This window comes from Acerihabitans arboris, from assembly GCF_010131535.1.
Taxonomy (GTDB): domain Bacteria; phylum Pseudomonadota; class Gammaproteobacteria; order Enterobacterales; family Enterobacteriaceae; genus Acerihabitans; species Acerihabitans arboris.
Genome location: NZ_WUBS01000008.1, coordinates 234,224 through 261,003 on the forward strand (window position 1 = coordinate 234,224; position 26,780 = coordinate 261,003).

Consider the following 26,780-nt stretch of genomic DNA (forward strand, 5'->3'; position numbering starts at 1 on the left):
CATGGTGACGAATATTTGGTTAAATAAAAGTAACGCCGGTATAATTCGTGCTGCCCAAACCGGAGTCCAACGTTGCGGCGACCCGCACCGGACCAGGGGATCCGCTGGTTAATGTAATGGTCACGTATCCGGACGCGTCTGTGCTATTTGAATCAGGTATCGGCGTCGCGCCACCGCCGGCGCTAAAATATACCAGTGTAAAAGGGACAGGCAGGTTACTGTCCAAGCTCCTGACCTGATAACGTATCCTGTTGGCGGCTATGTTATTTGCCGGCGCCCTGTCGACCTGCACTTCAGCCGATATTTTCTGGGTTAGCACGCTTGGTGAAAACGTGAGCCGGGTACGGTTGTAAACAATTCCCGGCGCCGATGCCAGCGCGGCGATAACCGTTACGGTCCCCGGCACGGCTCGGGTAACACGTAACTGTGTTTGCCCGCCGCCGTTGGTGACATCCATCATGGGCGGATTAAGCATGGCGGCGCCGATGACGCTATAATTGATTTGCCTGCCGGAGAAAAATTGCCCCAGCGCGTTGGTCAGAAAATAATCAATAATATGCGGATCTGCGCCGCCTGCCACGACATTCGAGGTCAAGACCTGGGCTTCCAACAGAAGATCGGCGTCGGATGCCGGCATGCCGAACGTGGAGTCCGCCTCGACAAAATCACTGACGAAAACGGCCCTGATGCGCACCGTTTCCGTTTGGGCATTGGTAAAATAAACGGTCGCTTCTCCCTGGTTATTGGTTGCCACCGTAATAAAGTTTTGCCTGGTGGGATTGAACAGCGCGGTGCCTGAAATAAAAAAATTAATCGATGCGTTATCAATCAGCTCATCCCCGGCACTTAACCTTATGGTGGCGCTATTCGTCGCTATTCCATTTGCCGGCGCGCCCGACGTTACCATAATTACGGTTAAGGTATAATCAATTGCCGGTGATATGGGTAAGTCGGGTGTTGCTTGCATTTTATCCCCCGGAACAGCCATTTTTTATTTTTGATGCCAGGCCCGAATTCGACAAGAATCATAGGCTCGAGCAATGGTGAAATAGACAGAATTTACGGCGCTGATAAAATCCTGTTGCTAAGAAGATGGTTGCACAAATATGGACTCAACCAATTTTTCAGAACCGCTTTGTTCCGGCAGTGATAGCTCGACAACAGTACGCTCACTCACCATATTGGTTAAATTGATGGTGGCCGATTGGTCACCGTTTAACACAATGTCCGCCAATGATCCTGGATAACCGACTATGCGGGCGCTACCGGTGGAGATGATGGCGCGCACAAAGGTAATGGGCCGCCCCGGTACGCTGGATAGGGCCTCGGTTTTCAGGTAAATTGAATTGTAGGTTCTGCCGTTTGCCGGCGCGCCGGTGGAGTAGTTTACCGATTTGATACTGCCGCCTCCCAGGCGGTAGGGGCCGATAAAGGTCGTTAAAATAACCGAGTTGGCAGGATCCAGGACAGAATATGCATTGACCGTAAGCAAACCCTGTTCTTCAGAAAAGATGCTGAAATCCAATTGACCATTAAGCCCCAGGTCCATTAAATAATAATTCCTCCCCGATTCTCCTATCAACCCAGGAGACCCGACGGTAACCATGACCGGCGTGCCGGGAACCCCGGTAACCACCCCCCGATTGAAAGGACTTACGTTAATGGCGGGCCAGTCATAATTAGACGCGTTGGTGGATAAAATCATCCGTAGCTGGCCTATTGGCACGGGACCGGACAGGGTTATCTGCAGGTTAACGATGGCGGATGACCTTACCGCATTAGCAAAATCGTCAGCCGTATAATAAACTAAATAGCTACCTATTGTAGCTAAGGTTGACGGCACAACAAATTGAATGGGGAATTGTGGGATAGCTGTTGTGACCCGGTAAAAACCTACTGCTATACCGTTCCAGAAAAGTGTTATGAGATCATTTATTCCTAGACCAGGAAACCCTGGAATATTGACTAAAACGCCATCAATGGCCGTAACGCTTTCAATTGGTATAGTATCGCCAAGGGCTTGTGGAAATGTTGGAGCAGGTAAGTCCGCCATACATTCTCCTTGAAAATTTTAAAAAAATGGGTAAGGAAATGTCGCGCAAATACATCTCTATTTGAAGTTGCGCCCTTTTGTACATGTTAAATTACTCCGAAACAGAAGCAAGGTTAATAATTAGAACTATTATGCTAAAAAAGGTTATAAGACTAGCAGCGCTGAAGGGGGGCGCTATTTAGTCTTTTATTAAAATCTTCAGTAAAAAAAAGAGGCTATGGATATTCCATTATGCATTCAAGTGAGGAAGTCTAAAGTTATTTATCCGCACTGCTTAAGATAAAAATAAATAATAAAAATCGATCCAATAGCCCCATTGCCTTGGAAAAATTTCGATAAAAATAAATAACATCATAAATAAAACTAATAAACCATCTCTTTCTCTCTCGATGATATCAATGGCAATATATTTATATTAACAAAGTCTTGATTAATCTTTAAGAAATATACATGCCTTTGTATCAATAATTCCTTATTATTAAAGTCGAATGGCAATAGTTTAATCTTATATTTTCGGTCATCGATAACATGATTTATCGACGCAGGGAAAAAACCAATGGCATCCCCTTTTTCAATCATGGAAAGTTGCACATAAAACTCAGGGATAAATACCCGTTTTAATTTTAACTTATGTTTCTCGATATGCTCCTCAATCTCTTGATTAATGCTTTCATTAAGCTGTGATTCATATTGTACCAGCACGTTTCCGGCAATGATCTCGTCCAAAGGCCTGTGCCTGATATCAATGTCGTTTTTCACCGCCAGCATGATTGCATCTTCCGACAGTTCCTTATGTATCACGCCGGGAGGGCACGGCAGCTTTTTATCGGAGAAAAAAACCTGGCAGTGTCCATTTTTTAACAACTCATCCATATTGGTCGTATCCGGCGAATAATATTCCAGGGAAATGTCTTTTTTAGTTTCTTTAAACAGCGGTGATGAAAACAAAGGTGATAAGTAGGAATAATCATGATGATCAAGTCCTAGCTTAAAATTAGCGCTGCTATTATTATTGCGTGTGGTTTTTTTTAGAATTTTATTCTCTAAATCACAAACCTCCTGATACACCGGCAGTAAGGTAGCATAAAGATCGCTGCCGTAGCTGGTCAGTTTCAAACCATTACTGGTGCGGATAAAAAGTTTGTGGCCCAGGCTTAATTCAAACATTTTAATCGTGCGGCACAGGGGCGATGGCGTTATGCAAAGAATAATGGAAGCCAACCGTATCGATTGCTCTTGTGCGGTAATGATAAAATAGCGTAGTGTTTTAGATATTAAAATCATGTCAAGCCTCCGGTGATTTTCATTAAAACTCGCGAAGAGAAATTTTATTAAATAAGGAGACAATTTTAAAAATTAAATGTAATTTACTTCCATGGGTTAATATAATATCGGGTAGTAAACTATTTTTAAAATATAAAACTTACCATTACAACGTTTTCAACAAGCAGTTGTTATATAACAATAAAAATAATCTTACCAATGAGCAGCCAGCATGGCCGGCCATAGAATAGTAATCACCGCAAGGCGTTTGTTTTGCTTAGGTGTCATGTGCTTAATATCATAGGTTGAACTGTCCTTGATTAAGATTATCCTGATGGCGATAAATACTTTTTATCCTATAAAAAATCGGGTCGACAGCGACCCATCACCCGGCGGGATGGCCGTGGCAACTGTATGTTTAAACGTTACGACTTTAGTATAGTATTTGACAAGTCCTAAGATTAGATTAATTAGGGAAATTGGCAGATAATGTTAACCAGCTCACGATTAGCATTGGGTTAAAATCCTAATGCTCTTATTGCGTGAAAGGCAATGCTCATTTTCAGCATTGCCATCCCTGGCGCTATTATTAGTGCCGCGGGTCTGGTATAGGGGATAATATTTTAAGCCCGGCATGGATTTATGGTCGATAATTTAATATAAAAATAATAATTTCAGCGTCTTACATTACTGCGGTGTTACGCTTAATTGTAAAGTTTTATTTAAGTTAAGTACTGATGCCGCGCTATAACGCGCTATAAATAGGAATAAGGCTAATAGCCGCTCTGATTTTTTCGCTTAACCCGTGCCCGATGTTGCCGGCAGATAAAAAATATGCCCGGTGAACGCCGTTAATGATGACCGGGGGGTGACATCCGGCGTGGCGACGGCCAGATGCGGCCGTTTCATGATATTGCCCGGGGCTAATCCGCGTTTTCCCGGAAACAATTTTATATACATTTCTACTTGGGCGGCGGTGGTAAATCACTAAAAGTGACTTATAATTTTTTCTTATATAATGACTAAATTAAGTGTATATATTAAAGGAAAGCACCATGGACGCCAGATCAAAAAAACAGCTTGAGGAACTACGCGCCAGCAGCAGAAGCGAACATGCCACGCTGTTAATGCCGTCCTCCGATTCCGCCGCGCCCAGGACCCTGGGCCAGCGCCTGGCCGACCGGATTACCGCCATTATCGGCACCTGGACCTTTATCATTACGCAAACCATTATCATCATCGGCTGGACCGGGTATAACCTGTCTGTCGGTAAAAGCGGCTTTGACCCCTATCCCTTTATTTTACTCAATCTGTTCTTATCATTTCAGGCGGCCTATACCGCTCCGGCCATTATGATGAGCCAGAAAAGAGAAGGAGAGGTTGACCGCTACCGCGCCGAGATTGCCTCCAACGTCAATGTCAAGTCCGATCTGGAAATGTATGCGCTGCACGATAAGATTGATTACCTGGAAGGGGACATCATGAGGTCATTAAAAGAACAGTTAGCGCAGATTTCCCAGCAGTTGGAGGAGATCAGGCAAAAGCAGGGCTGATGATAAATCCGGGCCGCGCGACGATATAATTTGTATTACGCTTGGCCGGCGGCATGTTTTTTGACTAGCCTCGCCCGCATGCCGCGAGCATAACATTGCCTGCAAACCCCAGCAGCCCTCCGGCTGCTTTTTTACTGTCCGCGCGTCCTGCCGTATCACACCCGGTGAAATAATTCTTAACCGAATCCGGACATTTGCGCCGCGGCGCATGCTGCTATAGTAACGGCGTTTCGAGAACGATCATTCTCATTTTTAACGCGAGTCAATTATGCATCGTAAAATAGCCGTTATTAGTTTGATTCTCCTGCTGAGCGCGTGTGACCGGAACTCGTCCGCCGAAAACCAGGCCGCGCCGCCGCCGGTATCCGTCAACGTCGTCACTCTGCGCACGCAGCCGGTGACGCTGTCCACCCGCCTGCCGGGCAGGACGACGGCGGTGAAGAGCGCCGAAGTACGTCCGCAGGTCAGCGGCATTATCCTTAAACGCCTGTTCACCGAAGGCGCCGAAGTCAAGGCCGGCCAGCAGCTGTATCAAATCGATCCCGCCACCTACCAGGCCGCGTATGACCGGGCGCGGGCCACGTTCGACAATGCCAATGCGGTGGTGCGGCGTTATAAACCGCTGTCCGAGGCCCATGCCATCAGCGGCCAGCTCTATGACGACGCGGTCGCCACCGCCAAGGAAGCGGCGGCGGACATGGAAACCGCGCGGGTGAACCTTAATTACACCAAGGTTATCGCGCCGATTTCCGGCCACATCGGCCGTTCGTTATCCACTGAAGGGGCGCTGGTGACCAGCGGCCAAAGCGCTTACCTCACCACTATCCAGCAGCTTGATCCCATTTATGTCGACGTCAGCGAGTCCTCGCAGAATCTGCTGCAGCTGCGCAAGGCGCTGGCGCAGGGCCATCTGAAGGCCGCCGGCGATAACGCCGCCGCGGCGCGTCTGACGCTTGAGGACGGCGGCGAGTATGCCCATGAGGGCAAACTGCAGTTCTCGGAAGTCACGGTGGATGAAGGCACCGGCTCCGTTACGATGCGCGCGGTATTCCCCAACGGGCAAAACGAACTGTTGCCGGGCATGTTTGTCCATGCCGTGCTGCAACAAGGGGTGCAGGAAAACGGCATTCTGGTACCGCAGGAGTCCGTCGGCCATGACATCAAGGGCGCGCCTTACGTGATGGTGGTAACAGCCGACGGCGCCGTCGAACAACGCGCCATCGGCACCGGCGAGATGATCAACGGCCAGTGGCTGGTCACCAAGGGACTTGCCGCAGGGGAACGGGTGATTACCGATGGGCTGCAAAACGTCAGGGCGGGCGCGAAAGTGACCGCCGCTGAACGCCCCGCGGCCACCGTCGCCGAGATCCAAAACAAATCATCCATGACCGATTCGTCGGCTCAATAAGGGGCATCAGATGTCGAAGTTTTTTATCGAACGCCCGATTTTTGCCTGGGTGATTGCCATTATCGTCATGCTGGCCGGCGGACTGTCGATTATGTCGCTGCCCATCAACCAGTATCCCAATATCGCGCCGCCCGCCATTTCCGTTACCGTAACCTATCCCGGCGCCGGGGCGGAAACGGTGCAAAATACCGTGGTGCAGGTGATTGAACAACAGCTTAACGGGCTGGATAACCTGCGTTATATCGAATCGCAAAGCAACAGCGACGGCAGCGCCACCATTATCGTCACCTTTGACCAGGGCACCGACCCGGATATCGCCCAGGTGCAGGTGCAGAATAAGGTCTCCCTGGCGGAATCCCAACTGCCGGACGAAGTGACGACCCAAGGTCTGCGGGTGGCCAAGTACCAGACTAACTTTATGATGGTGGTCAGCCTTATCTCCGAGGACGGCAAGCTGAGCGACGCCGATCTGGGCAACCTGCTGGTGTCCAAACTTGAAGATCCCATCGCCCGCACCAAAGGGGTGGGGGACTTTATGGTGATGGGATCCGAATACGGCATGCGTATCTGGCTGGATCCGGCCAAACTGTATAAATACCAGCTGATTCCCAGCGATGTGTCCACCGCCATCAGCCAGCAGAACGTGCAGGTGTCCTCCGGTAAGCTGGGCGGCCTGCCGACCATCCAAGGCAGCAAAATCAGCGCCACCATCATCGGCAAGACCCGGCTGGAAAGCGTTAAGCAGTTTGAAAATATCTTCCTTAAGGTCAATGCCGACGGCTCCCAGGTCAGGCTGAGCGATGTGGCGCGGGTTGACCTCGGCCCGCAGGATTACAGCATTTCCTCGGTGTTTAACGGCAAACCCTCGTCGGGCATGGCGCTGCGCCTGGCCAGCGGGGCCAATATCCTCGATACCACCAAAGCGGTGCGCGCCACCATTGCCGGCCTGCAATCCGCCTTACCCCAGGGGGTCAAGGTCGAATATCCCTACGACACCTCGCCGGTGGTGAGCGCCTCTATTGAAGAAGTGGTCAAGACCCTGTTCGAGGCCATTGCCCTGGTGTTCTGCGTGATGCTGCTGTTCCTGCAAAACCTGCGCGCCACGCTGGTCACCACCATGGTGGTGCCGGTGGTGCTGCTCGGCACCTTCGGCATCCTTTCGGCCTGCGGTTACTCGATTAATACCCTCACCATGTTCGGCATGGTGCTGGCCATCGGCCTGCTGGTGGATGACGCCATCGTGGTGGTGGAAAACGTCGAGCGCGTCATGGCGGAGGAAAAGCTGGGGCCGAAAGAGGCTACCATCAAATCCATGGTCCAGATCCAGGGCGCGCTGTTCGGGATCGCCCTGGTGCTGTCGGCGGTACTGGTGCCCATGGCCTTTTTCAGCGGCTCAACCGGAATTATTTATCGTCAGTTCTCGGTTACCATCGTGTCCGCCATGGCGCTGTCGGTGCTGATGGCGCTGATATTTACCCCGGCGTTATGCGCCACCATTCTGAAGGCATCGGCCGGCGAGCGCTCAAATCGTGGGTTCTCCGGCTGGTTTAACCGTAAATTCGATGCCGGCACCCTGCGCTATACCCAAAGCGTCGGCACGGTAATTTCCCGTCGCGGCTTGTTTTTGCTGGTTTACCTGGTGATTGTCTTGCTCACCGGTTATATGTTCAGCCGCGTGCCGGCCTCCTTTTTGCCCGATGAGGATCAGGGCATGATGATGATGCAGGTGACTCTGCCGTCCAACGCCTCTGCGGAGCGTACCCAGGCGGTGCTGGAGGATATGAGCGCCTACCTGCTGAAAAACGAGTCGTCGGTGGTTAGCTCGGTATTCGCCGCCAATGGCTTTAGCTTTTCCGGCCGCGGGCAAAACTCGGCCATGGCCTTCGTCAAGCTTAAGGACTGGAGCGCGCGCACCCGGCAGCAAACGGTGCAAGCCCTGGCCGGACGCGCGATGCAACATTTCGCCACCCTGAAGGATGCCAAGGTGTTTGCCCTGATCCCCCCGGCGGTAATGGAACTGGGCAACGCCACCGGCTTTGACTTTTACCTGCAGGATACCGCCGGCCAGGGCCATGAGGCGCTGATGGCGGCGCGCAACCAGTTTTTGCAACTGGCGTCCCGGGATCGGCGTCTGTCGGCGGTGCGTCCCAACGGCATGGAGGACGAGCCGGAATACCAACTGCATATTGATGATGAACGCGCCCGCGCGCTGGGCCTGAGTCTTGAGGATATCAACGATACCCTGTCCAGCGCCTGGGGTTCCAGCTACGTTAACCAGTTTATGTACCAGGGACGGGTGAAAAAGGTCTATATCCAGGGCCGCGCCTCCGCGCGCGTAACGCCGGAAGATCTCAACCAATGGTACTTCCGCAATTCCAGCGGACAGATGGTGCCGTTCTCGGCCTTCGGCAGCGGCGAATGGGTTTACGGATCGCCACGCTACGATCGTTTTAACGGCTCGTCGGCCATGGAGATCATGGGTTCGCCGGCGGACGGCTACAGCTCGGGCGATGCGGTAAAGGCGGTAAGTGAAATAGCGGCCAAGCTGCCGAAAGGATTCCAGGTGCAGTGGCATGGGCTCTCTTTTGAAGAGCAGCTTTCCGGTTCGCAGACGCCGGCGCTGTATAGCATATCCGTGCTGGTGGTGTTCTTATGCCTGGCGGCGCTGTACGAAAGCTGGTCCATTCCCATCTCGGTCTTGCTGGTGGTGCCGCTCGGCATACTCGGCACCATCGGCGCGGTGCTGCTGCGCGGGCTGCAGAACGACGTATTTTTCCAGGTCGGGCTGCTGACCACCGTCGGACTGGCGGCCAAAAATGCCATCCTGATAGTCGAGTTCGCCAAGGATCTGCATGAAAAAGAGGGCAAGGATTTGGTGCAGTCCGCCATTGACGCCGCCCGGCTGCGTATCCGGCCGATCATCATGACGTCCATGGCCTTTATCCTCGGGGTGTTCCCGATGGTGATTTCCCACGGCGCGGGCGCCGGCAGCCAGCATTCCATAGGCACGGCGGTGGTGGGCGGCATGCTGACCGCTACCTTCCTGGCCATCTTTTTTGTTCCAATGTTCTACGTGGTGGTGGTACGGCTGTTCAGTCGCAGGAAAAACCGTCAGGCCGAACGCCAAACCGAGGTAACGACCCATGAATAATCCACAAATCCTGCGATGCATGATCCCCTGGCTGCTCGCCACCATGGCGGCGGGCTGCACGCTGCAGCCCGACTATCATCGCCCGGCTTTGCCGGTGGCCGCCAGCTGGCATTCCCCGGCCGCGACGGGAACGGTCGCCGCCGGGGATATCGGCTGGAAGCGGTTTTTTACCGACCCGGTCATGAACCGGCTTATCGGACTGTCGCTGGACAATAACCGTGACCTGCGCGTGGCGGCGCTGAACGTGGAAACGGCGCGCGCGCAGTTCGGCATTCAGCGCGCCGCGCTGTTGCCGACGGTGGATCTGTCGGCCAGCCAGACGTCGCAGCATCTGCCGGGCAATCTGTACAGTACCCAGTCGACCGGGCCGGCAACCTATCATCAGTATGACGCCAGCCTGGGAGTCACTTCGTGGGAGCTGGATATCTTCGGCCGGGTGCGCAGTCTGCGCGACCAGGCGCTGGAAAGCTATCTCGCCACCGAAGCGACGCAGCGGGCGACGCAAATCAGCCTGGTGTCTGAGGTGGCTTCCGGCTATTTGACCTTGTGCGCCGACAACGATCTGCTGGCCCTGGCGCGGCAAACCGCCGACAGCCAGCGCCAATCCTACTCACTGACCAAACGCAGCTATGATGCGGGCGTCAGCTCGATCCAGGATCTGGCGCAGGCGGAAACCACGGTGCGCGTCGCCGAGGCCGATATCGCCAAATACACCCGCCAGGTGCGCCAGGACGTCAATGCGCTGGCGTTGCTGGTCGGTACGCAACTGCCCGCCGACCTGCTGGCCGACGCCCGGCTGGATAAAGGCTGGCGTTTTCCGGCCGTGCCGGCCGGCTTGCCTTCCGATCTGCTGACCCGCCGGCCGGATATCCTGGCGGCGGAACATAGCCTGAAGGCGGCGAACGCCAATATCGGCGCGGCCAAGGCCGCCTTTTTCCCCAGTATTTCCCTGACCGCGTCCGGCGGCTCGTCAAGCAGCAGCCTCGGCCATTTATTGGAGGGCGGCACCGGGGCCTGGTCGTTTGTGCCCACGCTGACGCTGCCGATTTTTGACGGCGGGGTCAACCAGGCCAACCTGGATATCGCCAAAACGTCGGAAAAAATCGAGGTGGCCGATTACGAGAAAGCCATCCAGCAGGCGTTCAAGGAGGTCTCCGACGCGCTGGACGGCCAGTCTACCTATCAGGATGAACTGGCCGCGCGCGCGCTCGATACGGCGGCTAATCAACAAAACTATACCGCGTCAGACCTGCGCTATCGGCAGGGCGTGGATAATTATCTGACGGTCCTGGTGGCGCAGCGTTCGCTGTATGAAGCGCAGCAATCGCAGATCACCACACAATTAGGGCTGTTAAACCAGCAGATAACCTTATATAAAGTGCTGGGGGGCGGTTGGAAATAAACATCGGCACCCATGGCGGCATTAATTGTCGCCTGTGGCGGCGCTATTTCACGCTATGCGCACAGGCACAATGGGTGAACTCTTAATCAACCGGCGCATGAGCGCCGGGTTTATTGGTGAAAAGTCGGTATGCAGGTGATTGATAACGGCCGGGCCCTCTCGGGCAAGCAGCAGCGTATCGCCGAGCGGCGCGGTCAAATAATCGCAGCCGCGAGGATTTGCTTTCGGCGGCATGGCTTTCATGGCGCGGGTATGGCCGAGATCGCGTCGCTCTCGCAGCTTAGCGTCGGGCAAATCTACCGTTATTTTGTCAATAAAGAGGCGATTATTGAAGAGATTGTCCATCGCATCGTCAAGCATCGCATCCAGCTGATGCTGGATAACGGCAATGAGCTGAGCCGCATGGCGGACGACCTGACCAACGACGGGCTGCTGGACGGCGCCGATGCCGATATCAACCAGGGCCTGATGCTGGAAATCGCCGCCGAGGCGACACGCAACCCGCGGGTGGCAAGGATTTTATGCGAAGCGGACGCCATGTTATATCGCCAGGGCTGCGAGATGCTGCAACGGGTTTATCCCCAGATGAGCGCCGATCGGGCGGCGGTGCTGGCGGAAATGATGGCGGTATTATGCGAAGGCACCGCCCTGCGGGTGCTGACGCATCAGCAGAAAACCGACCGCGCGCAGCTTTATCAGCTGTATATGCGTATTTTTACCACGGTATTTCCCTCAGGACCGGCGGACGGCTAATATGATATGTAATCATTTTACCTACGGATAATTAACGGAAAACTGGCATTATATAAATAAAAAAATGCTGTAAATCCATATGAAGAATTTCATTTTTTAATATGGTTATAAGTTCCTATGGTCGGTAAATAAAACCATGATGGGATGACATATTTATTTACCGGTTTTAACAACCAAGGATATGGCATCAGTCGCACTATTCCAATGACATTTCTTTTGCAGATTTAATCTTCGTTTAATTATTGGAGATTATAGTGCTTTAAAATGCATTATTGGATTCCATCTTAATTATGAGTCAACCAATACCTTTCTCCCGTCCCTCCATTGGTGAAGACGAAATCGCGGCGGTGGAAAGGGTGCTGCGCTCCGGCTGGATTACCACCGGTCCACAAAACCAGCGGCTGGAGGCTGATTTTTGCGCCGCCTTCGGCTGCAAACACGCAATAGCCGTTTGTTCGGCCACTGCGGGCATGCATGTCGTCCTGGCTGCGCTGGGCATCGGTCCCGGCGACGAAGTCATCACCCCGTCCCAAACCTGGGTCTCCACGCTGAATATGATCGAACTGCTCGGCGCGCGGCCGGTGATGATCGATGTCGATCGCGACACCCTGATGGCCGGCGCGGCGGCTGTCGAAGCGGCCGTCACCCCCCGCACCAGGGCCATCATCCCGGTACATTACGCCGGCGCGCCGCTGGATATGGATGCGCTGCGCGCCGTCGCCCGTCGCCACGGCATACCGCTGGTCGAGGACGCCGCCCACGCGGTGGGCGCCCGTTACAAGGGCCAATGGGTCGGCGCCGCCGGCACGGCGGTTTTTTCATTCCATGCCATCAAAAATATCACCTGCGCCGAAGGCGGCCTGGTCGCCACGGACGACGACGCCCTGGCGGAGCGCGTGCGGCGGCTGAAATTCCATGGCCTGGGCGTCGACGCCTTCGATCGCCTGCAGCAGGGGCGCAAGCCGCAGGCCGAGGTGGTGGAGCCGGGCTATAAATATAACCTTTCCGATATCCACGCGGCCATCGCCGTGGTGCAACTGGCCCGCCTGCCGGCATTAAACGCGCGGCGCAGGGCGCTGGCAGGACGTTATCTCAGCGCCCTGGCCGGTTCGCCTTTCCTGCCGCTGGGGCAGCCCGATTACGATCATGAGCACGCCTGGCACCTGTTTATGGTGCGGGTCGACCCTGAACGCTGCGGCCTGGATCGCGACGAACTAATGAAGCGTTTGCAAGATAAGGGCATCGGTACCGGCCTACATTTTCGCGCCGCCCATACGCAAAAATATTACCGCGAACGTTATCCGCAGGTGTCTTTGCCTGAAACCGAATGGAACTCGGCCCGGCTGTGCACCCTGCCGCTATTTCCGGATATGGCCGACGGTGATGTCGATCGGGTGGTCGATGCATTATTTTCTGTTGTGGAGCTGAACCTTGTCGCGCGTTGAACCCATTAATAAAGTCTCGGTGGTCATACCTGTATTTAACGAGCAAGAGAGCCTGCCCGCGCTTATTACGCGCACCGTGGCCGCCTGCGGGCGGCTAAGCCAGCCTTATGAGATCATCCTGGTGGACGATGGTAGCAGCGACGATTCCGTCAATCTGATGACGGCGGCGGCGCGGGCGGCGGAAAACCATCTTATTGCCGTGCTGCTCAACCGCAACTACGGCCAGCACTCGGCCATCATGGCCGGTTTTATCCAGGCCACCGGCGATCTGATTATCACCCTGGACGCCGACCTGCAAAACCCGCCGGAAGAGATCCCAAGGCTTGTGAGCGTCGCGGAGCAGGGCTACGACGTGGTGGGATCGGTGCGTGCCCAACGTCAGGATTCCTGGTTTCGTAAATGCGCCTCGCGCGCCATTAACCGTCTTATCCAGCGGGCCACCGGCAAGTCGATGGGGGATTACGGCTGCATGCTGCGCGCCTATCGCCGCCAGGTGGTGGAAGCGATGCTGCATTGCCATGAGCGCAGCACTTTTATCCCGATCCTCGCCAATTCCTTTGCCCGGCGCACCACCGAGATCGAGGTGGCCCATGCCGAGCGGGAGTTTGGCGATTCCAAATACAGCCTGATGAAGTTGATCAACCTGATGTACGACCTGGTGACCTGCCTGACCACGACGCCGCTGCGGCTGCTGAGCGTGGTCGGCAGCGTGATTGCCGTTTCCGGTTTCACCCTCTCGGTCATCTTGATCGCCATGCGCCTGATCCTCGGCCCGGAATGGGCGGCGGAGGGCGTGTTTACCTTGTTCGCGGTGCTGTTCACCTTTATCGGCGCCCAGTTTGTCGGCATGGGCCTGCTAGGTGAATACATCGGCCGGATTTACAACGATGTCCGGGCCCGGCCCCGTTATTTCGTACAGCAGGTTATCGGCGCCAGGCCGTCCCCGTCTACCCAGGAAGAAGAATGATGAAAGCTATCGTATTTGCTTACCATGATATTGGCTGCGTCGGTTTAAACGCGTTGGTGGACGCCGGTTATGACGTGCAGGCGGTATTTACCCACACCGACGACGCCGGCGAGAATACGTTTTTCTCCTCGGTAGCGCGCCTCGGGGCGGCCCTGGAACTGCCGGTTTACGCACCGGAGGACGTAAACCATCCGCTGTGGGTCGAAAGTATCCGCAACCTGAAACCCGATATCATCTTCTCGTTTTATTATCGCCAGATGCTGGGCGAGGCGATTTTATCGCTGGCGCCCCTGGGCGGTTTTAACCTGCACGGATCCCTGCTGCCGCAATATCGCGGCCGCGCGCCGGTAAATTGGGCGCTGGTCAACGGCGAAACGCAGACCGGCGTTACGCTGCATCGGATGGTCAAACGTGCGGACGCGGGGGATATCGCCGGCCAGTGCGCCGTTGACATCGCGCCGGACGACACCGCGTTAACGCTGCATGGCAAACTCAGCGAAGCGGCGGGACGGCTATTACAGGATCTATTACCGACGCTGAAGACAGGCACGCTCGGACTGACGCCGCAAAACGAAAGCAAGGCCAGCTGTTTTGGCCGCCGCACCGCCGCCGATGGCGAAATTTTCTGGCACAACTCCGCGCGTGATATCGCCAACCTGGTGCGCGCGGTGACCGAACCGTACCCCGGCGCGTTCAGCTACCTCGGCCAGCGCAAGCTTATCGTCTGGAGCGCGCGGGCGCGGGACATCCTGCACGATAAGCCGCCGGGCACCGTACTGGCCACCGATCCGCTCGTCATTGCCTGCGGCGACGGCGCGCTGGAGATTATCGCCGGCCAGAGCGGTGACGGGCTGTATATGCAGGGCTGCCGGCTGGCGCGGGATCTCGGGATAATGACCGGCGTGCGCCTGGCGGCCAAACCCTGCGCCGCGCAGCGGCGCAGGACCCGCGTCCTGATCCTGGGAGTAAACGGCTTTATCGGCAACCATCTTACCGAACGCCTGCTGCGCGAGGATCGTTACGACATCTACGGGCTGGATATCGGCTCCGACGCCATCAGCCGTTTCCTGGATAATCCACGCTTTCATTTTGTGGAGGGGGATATCAGCATCCATTCCGAGTGGGTTGAATACCATATCAAGAAATGCGACGTGGTGCTGCCGCTGGTCGCCATCGCCACGCCTATCGAATATACCCGCAACCCGCTGCGCGTGTTCGAACTGGACTTTGAGGAAAACCTGAAAATAGTGCGCGACTGCGTGAAATACCAAAAGCGCATTATTTTCCCGTCCACGTCGGAGGTCTACGGCATGTGTGATGATAAGGAATTCGATGAGGATCATTCCAGGCTTATTGTCGGGCCGATCAACAAACAGCGCTGGATTTATTCGGTCTCCAAGCAGCTGTTGGACCGGGTGATCTGGGCCTACGGCGCCAAGGAGGGGCTGAAATTCACCCTGTTCCGGCCGTTTAATTGGATGGGACCCCGCCTGGATAACCTGGATGCGGCGCGTATCGGCAGTTCCCGCGCCATTACCCAGCTGATCCTGAACCTGGTGGAAGGCTCGCCGATACAGCTGGTGGACGGCGGCGGGCAAAAACGCTGTTTCACTGATATCAGCGACGGCATCGAGGCGTTGTACCGTATTATCGAAAACCGCGACGATCGCTGCGACGGCCAGATAATCAATATCGGCAATCCCACCAACGAGGCCAGCATCCGCGAACTGGCGCAAATGCTGCTGGAGAGCTTTGAACATCATCCGCTGCGCCATCATTTCCCGCCGTTCGCCGGGTTCAAGGATATCGAAAGCAAAAGCTATTACGGCAAGGGCTACCAGGACGTCGAACATCGTAAACCGAGCATCGACAATGCCCGGCGCCTGCTTGACTGGCAGCCGGCCGTCGAGATGCGTCATACCGTGGACCAGACGCTGGATTTCTTCCTGCGCAGTACCGTCAAAGAGGGCCTGCCGGCATGAGGAACGTCGGCCTGCGGGTTGATGTGGACACCTTCACCGGCACCCGGGACGGGGTGCCGCGTCTGCTGGAGTTATTTGATCAACATGATATCAAGGCCAGCTTTTTCTTCAGCGTCGGGCCGGATAATATGGGCCGCCATCTGTGGCGGCTGCTGCGTCCGCGTTTTTTAGGAAAAATGCTGCGCTCCCAGGCGGCGTCCCTCTATGGGTGGGATATCCTGCTGGCCGGCACCGCCTGGCCGGGCAGGCATATCGCAGCGTCCCTGGGGGCGCTGATGCGACAGACCGCCGGGGCAGGACATGAGGTCGGCCTGCATGCCTGGGATCACCAGGGGTGGCAAGCCAGGGCTGGCCGCTGGCCCATGGCTGAACTGGAGCGGCAAATCCAACGCGGCGTGGAGGCGCTGGAGACCAGCACCGGTCAACCGGTAACCTGCTCCGCCGCGGCGGGATGGCGCGCCGATACCCGGGTGCTCGAAGCGAAACAGGGCTTTGGCTTTTATTACAATAGCGACTGTCGCGGCAGCCATCCTTTCAGGCCGGTATTGGACGGCAAGCATATCGGCACGGTACAGATTCCCGTCACCCTGCCGACCTTCGACGAGGTCGTCGGCAAGGAGGTCCGGCGGCAGGATTTTAACGACTATATCCTGAACCGGATCGCCCTGGATACCGGGGTTCCCGTTTACACCATCCATAGCGAGGTGGAAGGGCGATCGCAGTCGGCGCTGTTTGCCCAATTATTAAAGCGCGCGCGCGGGCAAGGCATCGCGTTTTGCCCATTAAGCGCCTTACTGCCGGCGGATGTGTCTTCGCTGCCGCTGGGACGCGTGGTCCGCGCTTCTTTCCCCGGGCGGGAAGGCTGGCTGGGTTGCCAGGCACCGGTAGAGTAAATCCATGAAACCAGTGAAAAGGTGCTGGGCGGCGATATTGGCGCTGTTTTACGCGCTGGTATATCTGCTGCCCCTGAACGGCCGCTTATTATGGCAGCCCGACGAGATCCGCTACGCCGAGACCAGCCGCGAAATGCTGCAGCGCGGCGACTGGATCGTGCCGAGCCTGCTGGGCGTGCGTTATTTTGAAAAACCGGTGGCGGGTTATTGGATTAACAATATCAGCCAGCTACTGTTTGGCGACTCCAACTTCGCCGTGCGCTTCGGGGTGGTGTCAAGTACCGGCGCCAGCGCGCTTCTGGTTTATGTCCTGGCCATGATGATGTGGAACCATCGCCGGACCGCAAGCCTGGCCGCGCTGATGTTCCTCTCCATGCTGCTGGTGTTCGGCGTCGGCACCTATAGCGTGATTGATCCCATGGTCTCGCTGTGGCTCACGGCGTCAATGGCCAGTTTTTACCTGGCGGTGGAATCCACCGGCACCCGCGACAAGCTGGGCGCGTATATCCTGTTGGGGCTCACCTGCGGCTTGGGCTTTATGACCAAGGGTTTCCTGGCGCTGGTGGTGCCGGTAATTGCCGCGCTGCCCGTCGCCCTCCAACGGCGCCGGCTGAAAGATCTGCTGATTTTTGGCCCGGCGGCGGTGCTGGCCGCGATAGCGCTGAGCCTGCCCTGGGCGCTGGCCGTTGCCCGTCATGAACCGGATTATTGGCACTATTTTTTTTGGATCGAGCATATCCAGCGTTTTGCCGACGACAATGCCCAGCATAAAGCGCCGGCCTGGTACTATCTGCCGATCCTTATCCTTGGGGCGCTGCCCTGGCTGGCGCTGCTGCCGGGGTCGTTGCTCAAGGGCTGGCGGGAGCGTGCGGCGCGGCCGGAGCTGTTCTTCCTGCTAAGCTGGGTGCTGATGCCGCTGCTGTTTTTCAGCATGGCCAAAGGCAAGCTATTAACCTATATCCTGCCTTGTATGGCCCCGCTGGCCTTGTTAATGGCCGCCTATGCGCGGGGTTGCATCGCGTCCGGCCGCTCGCGGATTTTCCGCATCAATGCGCTGGCCAACGGCGCGTTCGGCCTGCTGGGCATGGCGGCCGTCGCGGCGCTGGGCGCTGGGCTATTGCCAAGCGTCATCATACTTGACCGGGATGAATGGCCGAAGGTGGCGCTGGCCGTAGTGGGATTTGCCGGCTGGGTGATATTTGCCGCCGTCTCCTGGCACCGTGGCGGGCAGCGTTGGCTATGGGCGGCGGCATGCCCGATTTTGTTCAGCCTGCTGGTGGGATACGCCATCCCGCAGCGCGTTATCGACAACAAACTGCCGCAGCAGATGATTCGCGCCAATGCCGACGTGCTGCGCCACAGCAAATACGTGCTGAGCAACAGCGTGGGCCTGGCGACCGCGGTAGCCTGGGAGCTCAAACGCGACGACGTGAAAATGTACCGCGAACGCGGCGAGCTGACCTATGGATTATCTTATCCGGATGCGCGTGGGCAGTTTGTCAGTGAGCAGGATTTCCCCTCCTGGCTGGCCTCGTCCCGCCGGCTGGGGGACGTGGCGCTGATCCTGCGCCTGCCCGATGATAATCGGTTGCCCGCTTACCTGCCCGCGCCGGATATCATGCAGCGTACCGGCCACCAGGCGTTGGTGTTGTACCGGCAACGGCCATGACCGGATATCTGCTGATACTTGTGGTCAGCGTCCTCACCTGCGCGGGTCAATTATGCCAGAAGCTGGCCGCCCTGCGTTGGCGGCAATTTCAAGCGCGGCAAAACCGGCGCGCGACGACGCTGGGCTGGCTGCTGGCGGCGTTAATATTGCTGGCGCTGGCGCTGGCGTTGTGGCTCAACGTTTTGCAACGCCTGCCGCTTAGCCTGGCCTACCCCGTGCTCAGCGTGAATTTTGTACTGGTTACCCTGGCCGCGTATGGCATATTCCACGAGCCCATTACGCCCCGCCACTGGTGGGGGGTGGCATCCATCATGCTGGGGATCTTGCTGATGAGTCTCAATCCATGAGGGGATATGCCTGGGCGGCGGCCAGCGTGCTGCTGGTCACCCTGGCGCAGCTGCTGATGAAATGGGGTATGCAGCAGATCCCCCTGCTGGCGCTAAACGTATTGACGCCGGCCTTCGCCATCCATTACGTTATACCTCTGCTGGCGGTGGCCCTGGGCATCCTGGGTTACGTCCTGTCGATGTTGTGCTGGTTTTGCGCGTTGCTCTATCTGCCGCTCGGCCTGGCGTATCCGCTGCTCAGCATCAGCTACCCCCTGGTTTACTTCGCCGCGATCTGGCTGCCGGTGTTTAACGAGGCGGCCAGCCTGTCGAAGACCCTTGGGGTGGGATTTATTTTATTTGGCGTATGGCTCGTCAACCGCCATAAACTTTAGGTCGGGACCATGATGCAAAATGGGCTGCGCCACCCCGGCGTACTGGCGGCGCTTGGCGCCGCCATATTATTCGGCGCGGGAACTCCCCTGGCAAAATTGCTGTTAAATAGCGTCAATCCCTGGCTGCTGGCCGGATTGCTTTACCTGGGTTCAGGATTGGGGTTGACGCTGTACCGTATCATCAGGCGCGCCCCGGCCGCGCGCCTGCCGCGCCGTGAAGCACCCTGGTTTGCCGGAGCGATTGTCGCGGGCGGGATTATCGCCCCGGTGCTGCTGATGTTGGGGCTTTCCGCCATGCCCGCCTCCGGCGCCTCCCTGCTGGTCAACGCCGAGGGCGTATTTACCTCATTGCTGGCATGGCTTGCCTTTAAGGAGAACGTCGATCGCCGTATTGCGCTGGGCATGGCGGCGATCGTCGCCGGCGCCCTGGTGCTGAGCTGGCCGGGCGAGGCCAGGTTTGAGGGATTATGGCCGTCGCTGGCTATTTTAGGCGCATGTTTCGCCTGGGGCGTCGATAATAATCTCACCCGCAAAGTATCGTTGACCGACGCGACCTGGATTGCCGCCGTGAAAGGCCTGGCCGCCGGCCTGGTTAACCTGTCCCTGGCGTTTATCGCTGGTGTTGCCTTACCCGCCTGGCCTGATATTGCCGGCGCGCTGGTGCTCGGATTCCTGGCCTACGGCGTGAGCCTGGCGCTGTTTGTGATCGGCCTTCGCCATCTCGGCACCGCCCGCACCGGCGCTTACTTTTCCATTGCGCCGTTTCTCGGCACGCTGCTGGCGGTCATCATGGGCGATCCGATCACGGCGCAAATGCTTAGCGCCGGCGCGCTGATGGCCATCGGCATCGGTTTGCATCTTACCGAGCGCCATCACCATCCGCATGTACACCAGCCGATGGAGCACGATCACCAGCACCGCCATGATGAACATCACCAACACCCCCATGACGAAGCGATAGCGCCGGATACCGTCCACCGGCACTGGCACCGGCATGACCCCATCACCCATTCCCATCCTCATTTCCCCGATGCCCATCACCGGCACGATCATTGAGCCGGACTCTGTCCAAATTAATTCATAGCACTTTATTTCACGGTAAATAAATATTTATATTAATAAAACCCATTGTTCGTGTGTTTTAAAAACAAACAGTAGAATAAATGATGACTCTGATGGGATGACGAACCCTATTTATTATTGGAGATAAAGAGGTGCGTGATGAATTTGAATATTACCACAAATGTATTAATGGACATCGGTATATTACAAAGTTATTTCTTCAAAAATGAGCTAAAAAATACACTGATATTAATTGATGTAAATGTTGTTAATAATGCAATTATCAAAGAAACTCTCCGTCTGTTTAAACAGAAAAGTGTCCTTTTGGTAGACAGGGAACCGACGGTGGCGGATGTTAATGCGGCGGTGAAACAATATCCGCAAACGGAAAATATTATCGCCGTGGGCGGCGGATCCTCCATGGATCTCGGCAAAGCCATCGCGGTGACCATGACCAACGGCGGCGACGCGGGAAAGCTGCGCGGCCGGAATACGGTTACCCGCCCAGGTCTGCCCATTATCGTCGCGCCCACCATACCCGGCACGGCCGCGGAGTTTAGCGCGTCCGTGGTGTTAAACGGTGACGGCTACAAGCTGGGCATTCATTCGCCTTACCTTCGGCCGGAGGTAGCCCTGGTGGATCCACATTTTTTTGCCTCGTTGAAGGCCGATATCGGCATTCCGGTCCTGTTGGACGGTTATATCCATTCAATTGAATGTCTCCAGGGCATCATCGGAACGGAAACCTCGCGCGCCTCTTGCCGTAATGTGGTGGCAATCTTCAACGAAATCGTTAAAAGCGGCTATCATCCTGAAGATATCAAATGGTGCCAATTAGCCTATTATGCAAATTACATCAGCGCATTTTCATTACTCGGTGGGTCGTTAGGCGCGGTCCATGCCTTATCTTATGGGGTGTCGAACGCCATGGGTATCTGTCATTCCAAGGCTAATCTTGCCGCACTGGAACAGTTAATGGAATTTTATGGCAAATACACCCAGACGGCGTTCACATTCTGCAGTCAGCATGAGGTTGACTACACTCTAAACATCACGGGTGCCGTCGATCGGCAAAGGATACTGACGGTGATGAACGCTACCCGGGACTGCTCATCCGCCCTGTGGACAAATACCCTCGGTGATGATTATTCTAATGCAATGTCGGACAAATTTATAAAACGGATCATTGATGGTATTCGATAAAAACCTTGCGGTGACGGTAATTAATTAAATAACTTATTGATTAAATCTACATTGACCAACACCTGGATCACAGGATAATTATGCCCTTAGCAAGGATCAACCCTTTCAAGGAACGATAATGAACCTGGATTTATTTAACCATCTTGACCGCGCGCCGGACCCCGCAAAAGCGCTGGACATGTTTCCCCAACTGTCCGCCTTTTATTATTCATTGGGTAAAACCACCTTATTACCGGTGCCGGGGCCCCAGGGGGGCGCCAGGATCCTGGCAAAACTCGAGTTTGAGAATCCGTTTGGCTCGGTAAAGGATCGTACCGCTTTCGGCATGTTCTGCGAGGCGATTAATGGCCACGATTTTAATCTGCGGCCGCTGAAATTACTGGATGCCTCGGGCGGCAATATGGGCCGGGCGCTGGCAATGCTGGGCAATATGTGTGATATCCCGGTGCACCTGGTGATCCCGGACTCCTCGCCGGAGGCGTTGGTCAGGACCTTGCGGGAGGCAAACGGCGAGTTAACCCTGGTGGATTGCCGGCATTTCCTGCTGGGATTAATTGCCCGCGCCCAGGAAATTGCGCTGGCGGATCCCGGCTGGACGCTGCTTGCGCAGCACCTGAACCTGGTGAATGTGGCGGTGCACCAGTACGGCACCGGTCAGGAAATCCGCCATCAGCTGCGTGGCGGCAAGGCCGGCGGCTGGGTGTCTGCGGTAGGCACCGGCGGGACCTTGTCCGGCGTGTACGCGGCGTTGGCGCAGGATAATCCGGCGCTAAAAGTACTGGGCGTCACGCCGAAGGAACTGCCCTACGGCACCATGGCGCCGCCCAATGGCCTGGATAAGTTTGCCGGCGCCGGCGGGATGGGTTTTGGTTTTCGCCAGCCGTTCATCTCCCGCATGAGAGTCGATAGGTTGCCGTTTTATCAGCTTGACTGGCAGGGATCGCTGGCGGCGATGTATGAATTTTATCACCTTACCGGCATACGCATTGGCGCCTCTTCGGCCGCCAATTGGAAGGGCGCCTGTCATCTGGCGCAAACGCTGGGTTCCGATGAACAGGTGGTGACGCTGTTTGCCGACGCCGGAAGCGATGGCGATCGTGAGAAAGGCGAGGTCTTTTTTCATCAGCGCCGGCCGTTGGCGTTGAGAGGGTAAAACCACCGCCCATTGTTTCAGGATATAAGATAATACGTATACTGTTGCTACGTAAAACAAGGGAAATTATCCATTAAACCCCTTATTTATTAGTGTTATGAATTGAATAGCAGTTTCCAATGCTGGTAATCGGCACCCTGTTTTACTCATTCATCCACTATTCATGACTGGCGGAACGCCAATCTAAGCCTCTGTTTTTGATCTGATTTTTCTCCCCGCTCAATTAAAGTTTTGTCAATGCTGACCGATAACCCTTAAATCTCAGATAAGTCGTTTCACAGGGCGTGGATGATATTTGATTCCAACGTACGTGCAGATCAGAGCGCATAAATCATCTCAGGTTTTGACTGGGCATGAATGGTGCAACAAAAATTTCTTACGGTCCTCCCATCCTCCATGCTTTCCAAACATATGCGCAGAAGCCAGCATAGAAATAATCAACAGGAGCAGTACCTATGCGTGTTCTAAAAAATACCAGTATTCGAGTTATACTATTAATAACGCTTGGTTTTTTTTTGGTGCTGTGGGGTGGGGTTTCCGCTTTTACCCTGTCCTCGCTTAATCAAGTGAACCATTTATTAGCGATCAGTGAAGACCAGAAAAAAGATATCGATATTGTCACCCACGGCAACGACCAGTATTTCCGCACCGTCACGCGTCTGGCCCGGGCCATGGATTATATTCAGACCGGCGAAGTGGCGGATGCCGATAAGGTGTTGGCCACGGCTGTCGCCTCGATGCAGAGCACCAAAGCGGCCCTTGACGAGTTTAAATTACGCCAGCATCCGGCCATTGACCCCGCGGTGACTGAAAATATCATCAGCAGCTGGTCGAAGCTTATCAACCAGGGCATGGAACCCTTATTACAGGCGGCCCAGGCCAAAAACCTTGATGAATATCGCCGCATATACCGGACCATATCGCCGCCGTTTAGCGTAGCCTTCGGCGTCGCCGCGGAGAAATTCAAAGACGAAGCCATGTCGCAAGCAAGCGCGCAGCAGGTGGCGGTGGTCGTCGACCTGTGCAAAAAAATATTGATTGCGGCCATCGTTGCCGGGCTGATTATCCTGGCCATGACCGACCGTTATCTGGTCAGCTATATGATTAAACCCTTGGATCGGTTCAAGCTACAGCTGCATACGCTTGCCGCCGGTCAACTGGGCGATACCATCACCGAATTCGGCCGTAACAACGTGGGCCTGCTGATTCCCTATCTGCAGGAAATGCAGCAAAACCTGATACGCACGGTCACCGCCATACGCGACGGCTCCGCCTCCATCTATCAGGGCGCCGGTGAAATCAGCCTGGGCAATACCGATCTTTCCTCACGCACCGAGCAGCAGGCGGCGGCCTTGGAAGAGAGCGCCGCGAGCATGGAGCAGTTAAGCGCAACGGTGAAACAAAACACCGAAAATGTATTCCAGGCCAACAAAATGGTGCAGGAAGCCTCCAATACCGCCAGGAAAGGCGGTGAGATCGTCGATGAAGTGGTGGCCACGATGAGCAGCATCACCACCAGCTCGAAAAAAATCGCCGATATCACCGGGGTGATCAACGGCATCGCTTTCCAGACCAATATCCTGGCGTTAAACGCGGCGGTGGAAGCGGCCAGGGCGGGAGAGCAGGGCCGGGGGTTTGCCGTGGTGGCCGGTGAAGTCCGTAGCCTGGCCCAGCGTAGCGCGCAGGCGGCGAAAGAAATCGAAGGCCTGATTGCGGAGTCGGTTGAACGTGTCAGCACCGGTTCCGTCCAGGCCTCCCGCGCCGGCGAGACCATGCACAGCATCGTGCAGGCGGTAAATCGCGTAACGGATTTGATGGGCGAGATTTCATCGGCCTCGGAAGAGCAGAGCCGGGGTATCAGCCAGGTCAGCACCGCGGTGGCGGAAATGGACGGGGTGACCCAGCAGAATGCGTCGCTGGTGCAGGAATCCGCGGCTGCCGCGGCGTCCCTGGAAGAACAGGCCCGACTGCTAACGGAAACCGTATCGGTGTTCCAACTGCCGGCCGGGGCAAGCCGATTGGAGAGACCCGATACGTCGCCGCTTCCTCCCGCCGGCGCGCCGGTAGCCGTCGTTAAAACGCCGGCCGGCCGGGATAAGCTTAACGAAAATTGGGAAACCTTTTAACGCCAATCCCTGCCCGGTAACGCCTGTTGGCCGCGGGAACCTCACCGGCAGCCGGCAGGCGCGCACAACCCCGCGACCGACGTCGCTCCTTCCATCTTGTTAGCGTCAGGCGCCGAAGATACTGCCTGGTTAGCGCATATCAGCGCGGCAAACCAGCCGCATATCCTGTGGTTTATTTGACTTAGCGGCGGTTAAACGCATATTTACCCTGCCGATTGCGCGGCTGTAACACAAGTGACATCAAGCTACCGAATACTGCATTTTATTTATTATGGATAAAATGATGTTGATTATCGGCCGGGGATTTTTTAAGGGTAAAACATGGCGGGTGCCGCCGTTTATCCTGCCGTACTGGATGACCAGCCTGCGCGGCGGCTTTATCCTGTTCCTGCTGCTGTTTTGCCTGCTGCAATGCGCCGCCGTCGTGCTGTTGTCACATCTGGTGGCCCATACCAAAACCAATATCGCCACCGCCCATGCGATGACGGAACGTCAGTCGTTAATGAATAAATCCCGAATAGAGTTATTGACCGCCAGCGATAATATCAACCGCGCCGGCATCTATTTTATGCAGGATAAACAAAGCGGCTCCGTCGACAGCTGGCAGGCGCTGGCGGACAGCGCCGATGCCGCGCTGAAATCCGCCCGGGTTTTTTTTGCCGAATATCAGCAACTGGGGACGGCGCAAGATAACGACGCCGCTCTCCGGCAAAATTTTGCCCTGGTGTCCGACGGGCTAAACGAACAGCTAAAAGGCCTGCGCGCGGATAATCTCGACTCTTTTTTCATGGTGCCCATCCAGGCGTTCCAGGAACAATTCAACGCGGCGTTTTATCAGCAATTGAACCAGGACACCGGCGACGCCGGACGTTTTAACCAGTCGATACTGAGCTCCCTGACCGCCAGCCGCAACCTGTCGCTTGGGGTTTCGGCGCTGTTGGTGGGTTTGCTGGCGCTGGCCGGACTGGCCCTTTCCTATGCCGTTATCATGCCGCTCGATCGCGCCCTGCGCCATATGGCGCAGATTGCCACCGGCAATATCGCCGGACCTGTGCCGGCTTCCCGCTGGCAGTCGCGGGAAATCCTGGCCCTGAACCAGGGCATCGGCCAGATGCAGCTGGGTTTGCAGCATATCGTCAATGAAATCAATGAAATCTCCAGTCTGGTGATGCAGGGCGCCGGCGATATTGCCGGGCATAACCAGCGCGTTAGCCAACATAACCGGCATCAGACGCGGGCGTTCCACATCATCGGCGACCGCTTAAACACCGTCGCGCAGGAGGCGGAAAACGGCGCGCTGTTTGCCGGCAATGCCACGCGGCAAATGAGCGACGCCGAGGCGCTGACCCGCCGCTGCGGCGAGATGGTGACCGAGGTCGATAAGAAAATGCACGAGATCGTGGCTGAATCCGGAAAAATAGCCGGCATCGTCACCTTCCTGGACGGCATCTCCATGCAAACCAAACTGCTGTCGCTGAACGGGGCCATCGAGGCGGCCCACGCCGGGGTATACGGTAATACTTTCGCCGTGGTGGCCAGGGAGATGGGCCTGCTGTCGCAAAAGAGCGGCAGCTCGACGCGGGATATCGATACGCTGATTCAATCGACCCATCGGCATATCGACAGCGGTTTCAGCCGGGTAAAAGCGCTGGACGCGGTCTATCACGATATTATCCATGCGGTGCAGGGAGTGGCGCTGTTGCTGGACGAGTTGCAGCGCAATGCCGCGACGCAAAGCGAGCAGGTCAACGCCATCGCCGATGAAATCAAGCGGCTCAACGGGCAAATCGCGCAAAGTAGCCTGCTGACCGTGGCCTGCGCCGAGGCGTCCGATTCGCTTATCGGCCATTCCCAACGTTTGCGGCAAAGCGTCAGTAAGTTCGCCCTGGCCTGACCTATCCCGACGATGTTTATCTTCCCCGCCTGATGCCGCCAGTACGCGGTCTGTCGGGCGGCGGTAAGACGCAACCGCCGCG

Annotated in this window: 20 protein-coding genes; 17 read left to right on the forward strand and 3 right to left on the reverse strand. The window is 55.8% G+C overall.

Annotated elements, in window-relative coordinates; all coding sequences use genetic code 11:
• Positions 1 to 19: 19 nt before the first annotated feature.
• The 3 genes from GRH90_RS26045 to GRH90_RS13110 form a co-directional block, all read right to left on the reverse strand.
• Positions 20 to 967: an Ig-like domain-containing protein gene (locus GRH90_RS26045; protein ID WP_218586242.1), complete on the reverse strand. Its 948-nt coding sequence runs from the start codon at positions 965 to 967 to the stop codon at positions 20 to 22.
• 117 nt (positions 968 to 1,084) lie between these two features.
• Entirely contained in the window at positions 1,085 to 2,053 is a 969-nt protein-coding gene (locus tag GRH90_RS13105; RefSeq protein WP_162366397.1) for a hypothetical protein, read from the reverse strand.
• 363 nt (positions 2,054 to 2,416) lie between these two features.
• Positions 2,417 to 3,337 (reverse strand): LysR family transcriptional regulator, encoded by a 921-nt coding sequence (locus GRH90_RS13110; RefSeq protein WP_162366398.1) that lies wholly within the window; start codon positions 3,335 to 3,337, stop codon positions 2,417 to 2,419.
• Between the two features lie 1,034 nt (positions 3,338 to 4,371).
• Between GRH90_RS13110 and GRH90_RS13115 the strand changes: the two genes are divergently transcribed.
• The 17 genes from GRH90_RS13115 (at position 4,372) to GRH90_RS13195 (ending at position 26,698) form a co-directional block, all read left to right on the forward strand.
• Positions 4,372 to 4,869, forward strand: coding sequence for a DUF1003 domain-containing protein (locus GRH90_RS13115; RefSeq protein ID WP_162366399.1), 498 nt, complete (start codon positions 4,372 to 4,374; stop codon positions 4,867 to 4,869).
• A 268-nt stretch (positions 4,870 to 5,137) separates the two neighbouring features.
• Complete coding sequence (locus tag GRH90_RS13120) at positions 5,138 to 6,277, forward strand: efflux RND transporter periplasmic adaptor subunit (protein ID WP_162366400.1); 1,140 nt, start codon at positions 5,138 to 5,140, stop codon at positions 6,275 to 6,277.
• A gap of 10 nt (positions 6,278 to 6,287) precedes the next feature.
• Complete coding sequence (locus tag GRH90_RS13125) at positions 6,288 to 9,428, forward strand: efflux RND transporter permease subunit (RefSeq protein WP_162366401.1); 3,141 nt, start codon at positions 6,288 to 6,290, stop codon at positions 9,426 to 9,428.
• Positions 9,421 to 10,830 carry an efflux transporter outer membrane subunit gene (locus tag GRH90_RS13130; protein WP_162366402.1) on the forward strand — a complete coding sequence of 470 codons (1,410 nt, stop codon included), beginning with the start codon at positions 9,421 to 9,423 and terminating at the stop codon, positions 10,828 to 10,830. Before GRH90_RS13125 ends, GRH90_RS13130 begins: the two co-directional genes overlap by 8 nt.
• A 129-nt stretch (positions 10,831 to 10,959) precedes the next feature.
• Entirely contained in the window at positions 10,960 to 11,583 is a 624-nt protein-coding gene (locus GRH90_RS13135) for a TetR/AcrR family transcriptional regulator (RefSeq protein WP_162366403.1), read from the forward strand.
• Between the two features lie 290 nt (positions 11,584 to 11,873).
• Positions 11,874 to 13,028, forward strand: coding sequence for a UDP-4-amino-4-deoxy-L-arabinose aminotransferase (arnB, locus tag GRH90_RS13140; protein ID WP_162366404.1), 1,155 nt, complete (start codon positions 11,874 to 11,876; stop codon positions 13,026 to 13,028).
• Positions 13,015 to 13,995: an undecaprenyl-phosphate 4-deoxy-4-formamido-L-arabinose transferase gene (arnC, locus tag GRH90_RS13145; RefSeq protein WP_162366405.1), complete on the forward strand. Its 981-nt coding sequence runs from the start codon at positions 13,015 to 13,017 to the stop codon at positions 13,993 to 13,995. The genes arnB and arnC overlap by 14 nt, the downstream gene beginning before the upstream one ends.
• Complete coding sequence (arnA, locus tag GRH90_RS13150; RefSeq protein ID WP_162366439.1) at positions 13,995 to 15,977, forward strand: bifunctional UDP-4-amino-4-deoxy-L-arabinose formyltransferase/UDP-glucuronic acid oxidase ArnA; 1,983 nt, start codon at positions 13,995 to 13,997, stop codon at positions 15,975 to 15,977. Before arnC ends, arnA begins: the two co-directional genes overlap by 1 nt.
• Positions 15,974 to 16,870, forward strand: coding sequence for a 4-deoxy-4-formamido-L-arabinose-phosphoundecaprenol deformylase (gene arnD / locus GRH90_RS13155; RefSeq protein ID WP_162366406.1), 897 nt, complete (start codon positions 15,974 to 15,976; stop codon positions 16,868 to 16,870). Before arnA ends, arnD begins: the two co-directional genes overlap by 4 nt.
• A 4-nt stretch (positions 16,871 to 16,874) precedes the next feature.
• A complete protein-coding gene (arnT, locus tag GRH90_RS13160; RefSeq protein ID WP_162366407.1) occupies positions 16,875 to 18,539 on the forward strand; it encodes a lipid IV(A) 4-amino-4-deoxy-L-arabinosyltransferase in 1,665 nt (554 codons plus the stop codon).
• Positions 18,536 to 18,886 (forward strand): 4-amino-4-deoxy-L-arabinose-phosphoundecaprenol flippase subunit ArnE, encoded by a 351-nt coding sequence (gene arnE, locus GRH90_RS13165; protein WP_162366408.1) that lies wholly within the window; start codon positions 18,536 to 18,538, stop codon positions 18,884 to 18,886. The genes arnT and arnE overlap by 4 nt, the downstream gene beginning before the upstream one ends.
• Positions 18,883 to 19,260, forward strand: a complete 378-nt coding sequence (gene arnF / locus GRH90_RS13170) for a 4-amino-4-deoxy-L-arabinose-phosphoundecaprenol flippase subunit ArnF (protein ID WP_162366409.1) — start codon at positions 18,883 to 18,885, stop codon at positions 19,258 to 19,260. Before arnE ends, arnF begins: the two co-directional genes overlap by 4 nt.
• 9 nt (positions 19,261 to 19,269) lie before the next feature.
• Entirely contained in the window at positions 19,270 to 20,316 is a 1,047-nt protein-coding gene (locus GRH90_RS13175) for a DMT family transporter (RefSeq protein ID WP_162366410.1), read from the forward strand.
• A gap of 165 nt (positions 20,317 to 20,481) precedes the next feature.
• The gene (locus GRH90_RS13180; protein WP_162366411.1) at positions 20,482 to 21,525 is read left to right on the forward strand and encodes an iron-containing alcohol dehydrogenase; all 1,044 of its coding nucleotides are present in this window, start codon (positions 20,482 to 20,484) and stop codon (positions 21,523 to 21,525) included.
• 118 nt (positions 21,526 to 21,643) lie between these two features.
• Complete coding sequence (locus GRH90_RS13185) at positions 21,644 to 22,678, forward strand: pyridoxal-phosphate dependent enzyme (protein ID WP_162366412.1); 1,035 nt, start codon at positions 21,644 to 21,646, stop codon at positions 22,676 to 22,678.
• 455 nt (positions 22,679 to 23,133) lie between these two features.
• The gene (locus tag GRH90_RS13190) at positions 23,134 to 24,804 is read left to right on the forward strand and encodes a methyl-accepting chemotaxis protein (RefSeq protein WP_162366413.1); all 1,671 of its coding nucleotides are present in this window, start codon (positions 23,134 to 23,136) and stop codon (positions 24,802 to 24,804) included.
• A 280-nt stretch (positions 24,805 to 25,084) separates the two neighbouring features.
• Positions 25,085 to 26,698 (forward strand): methyl-accepting chemotaxis protein, encoded by a 1,614-nt coding sequence (locus GRH90_RS13195; protein WP_162366414.1) that lies wholly within the window; start codon positions 25,085 to 25,087, stop codon positions 26,696 to 26,698.
• The last annotated feature ends 82 nt before the right edge of the window (positions 26,699 to 26,780 follow it).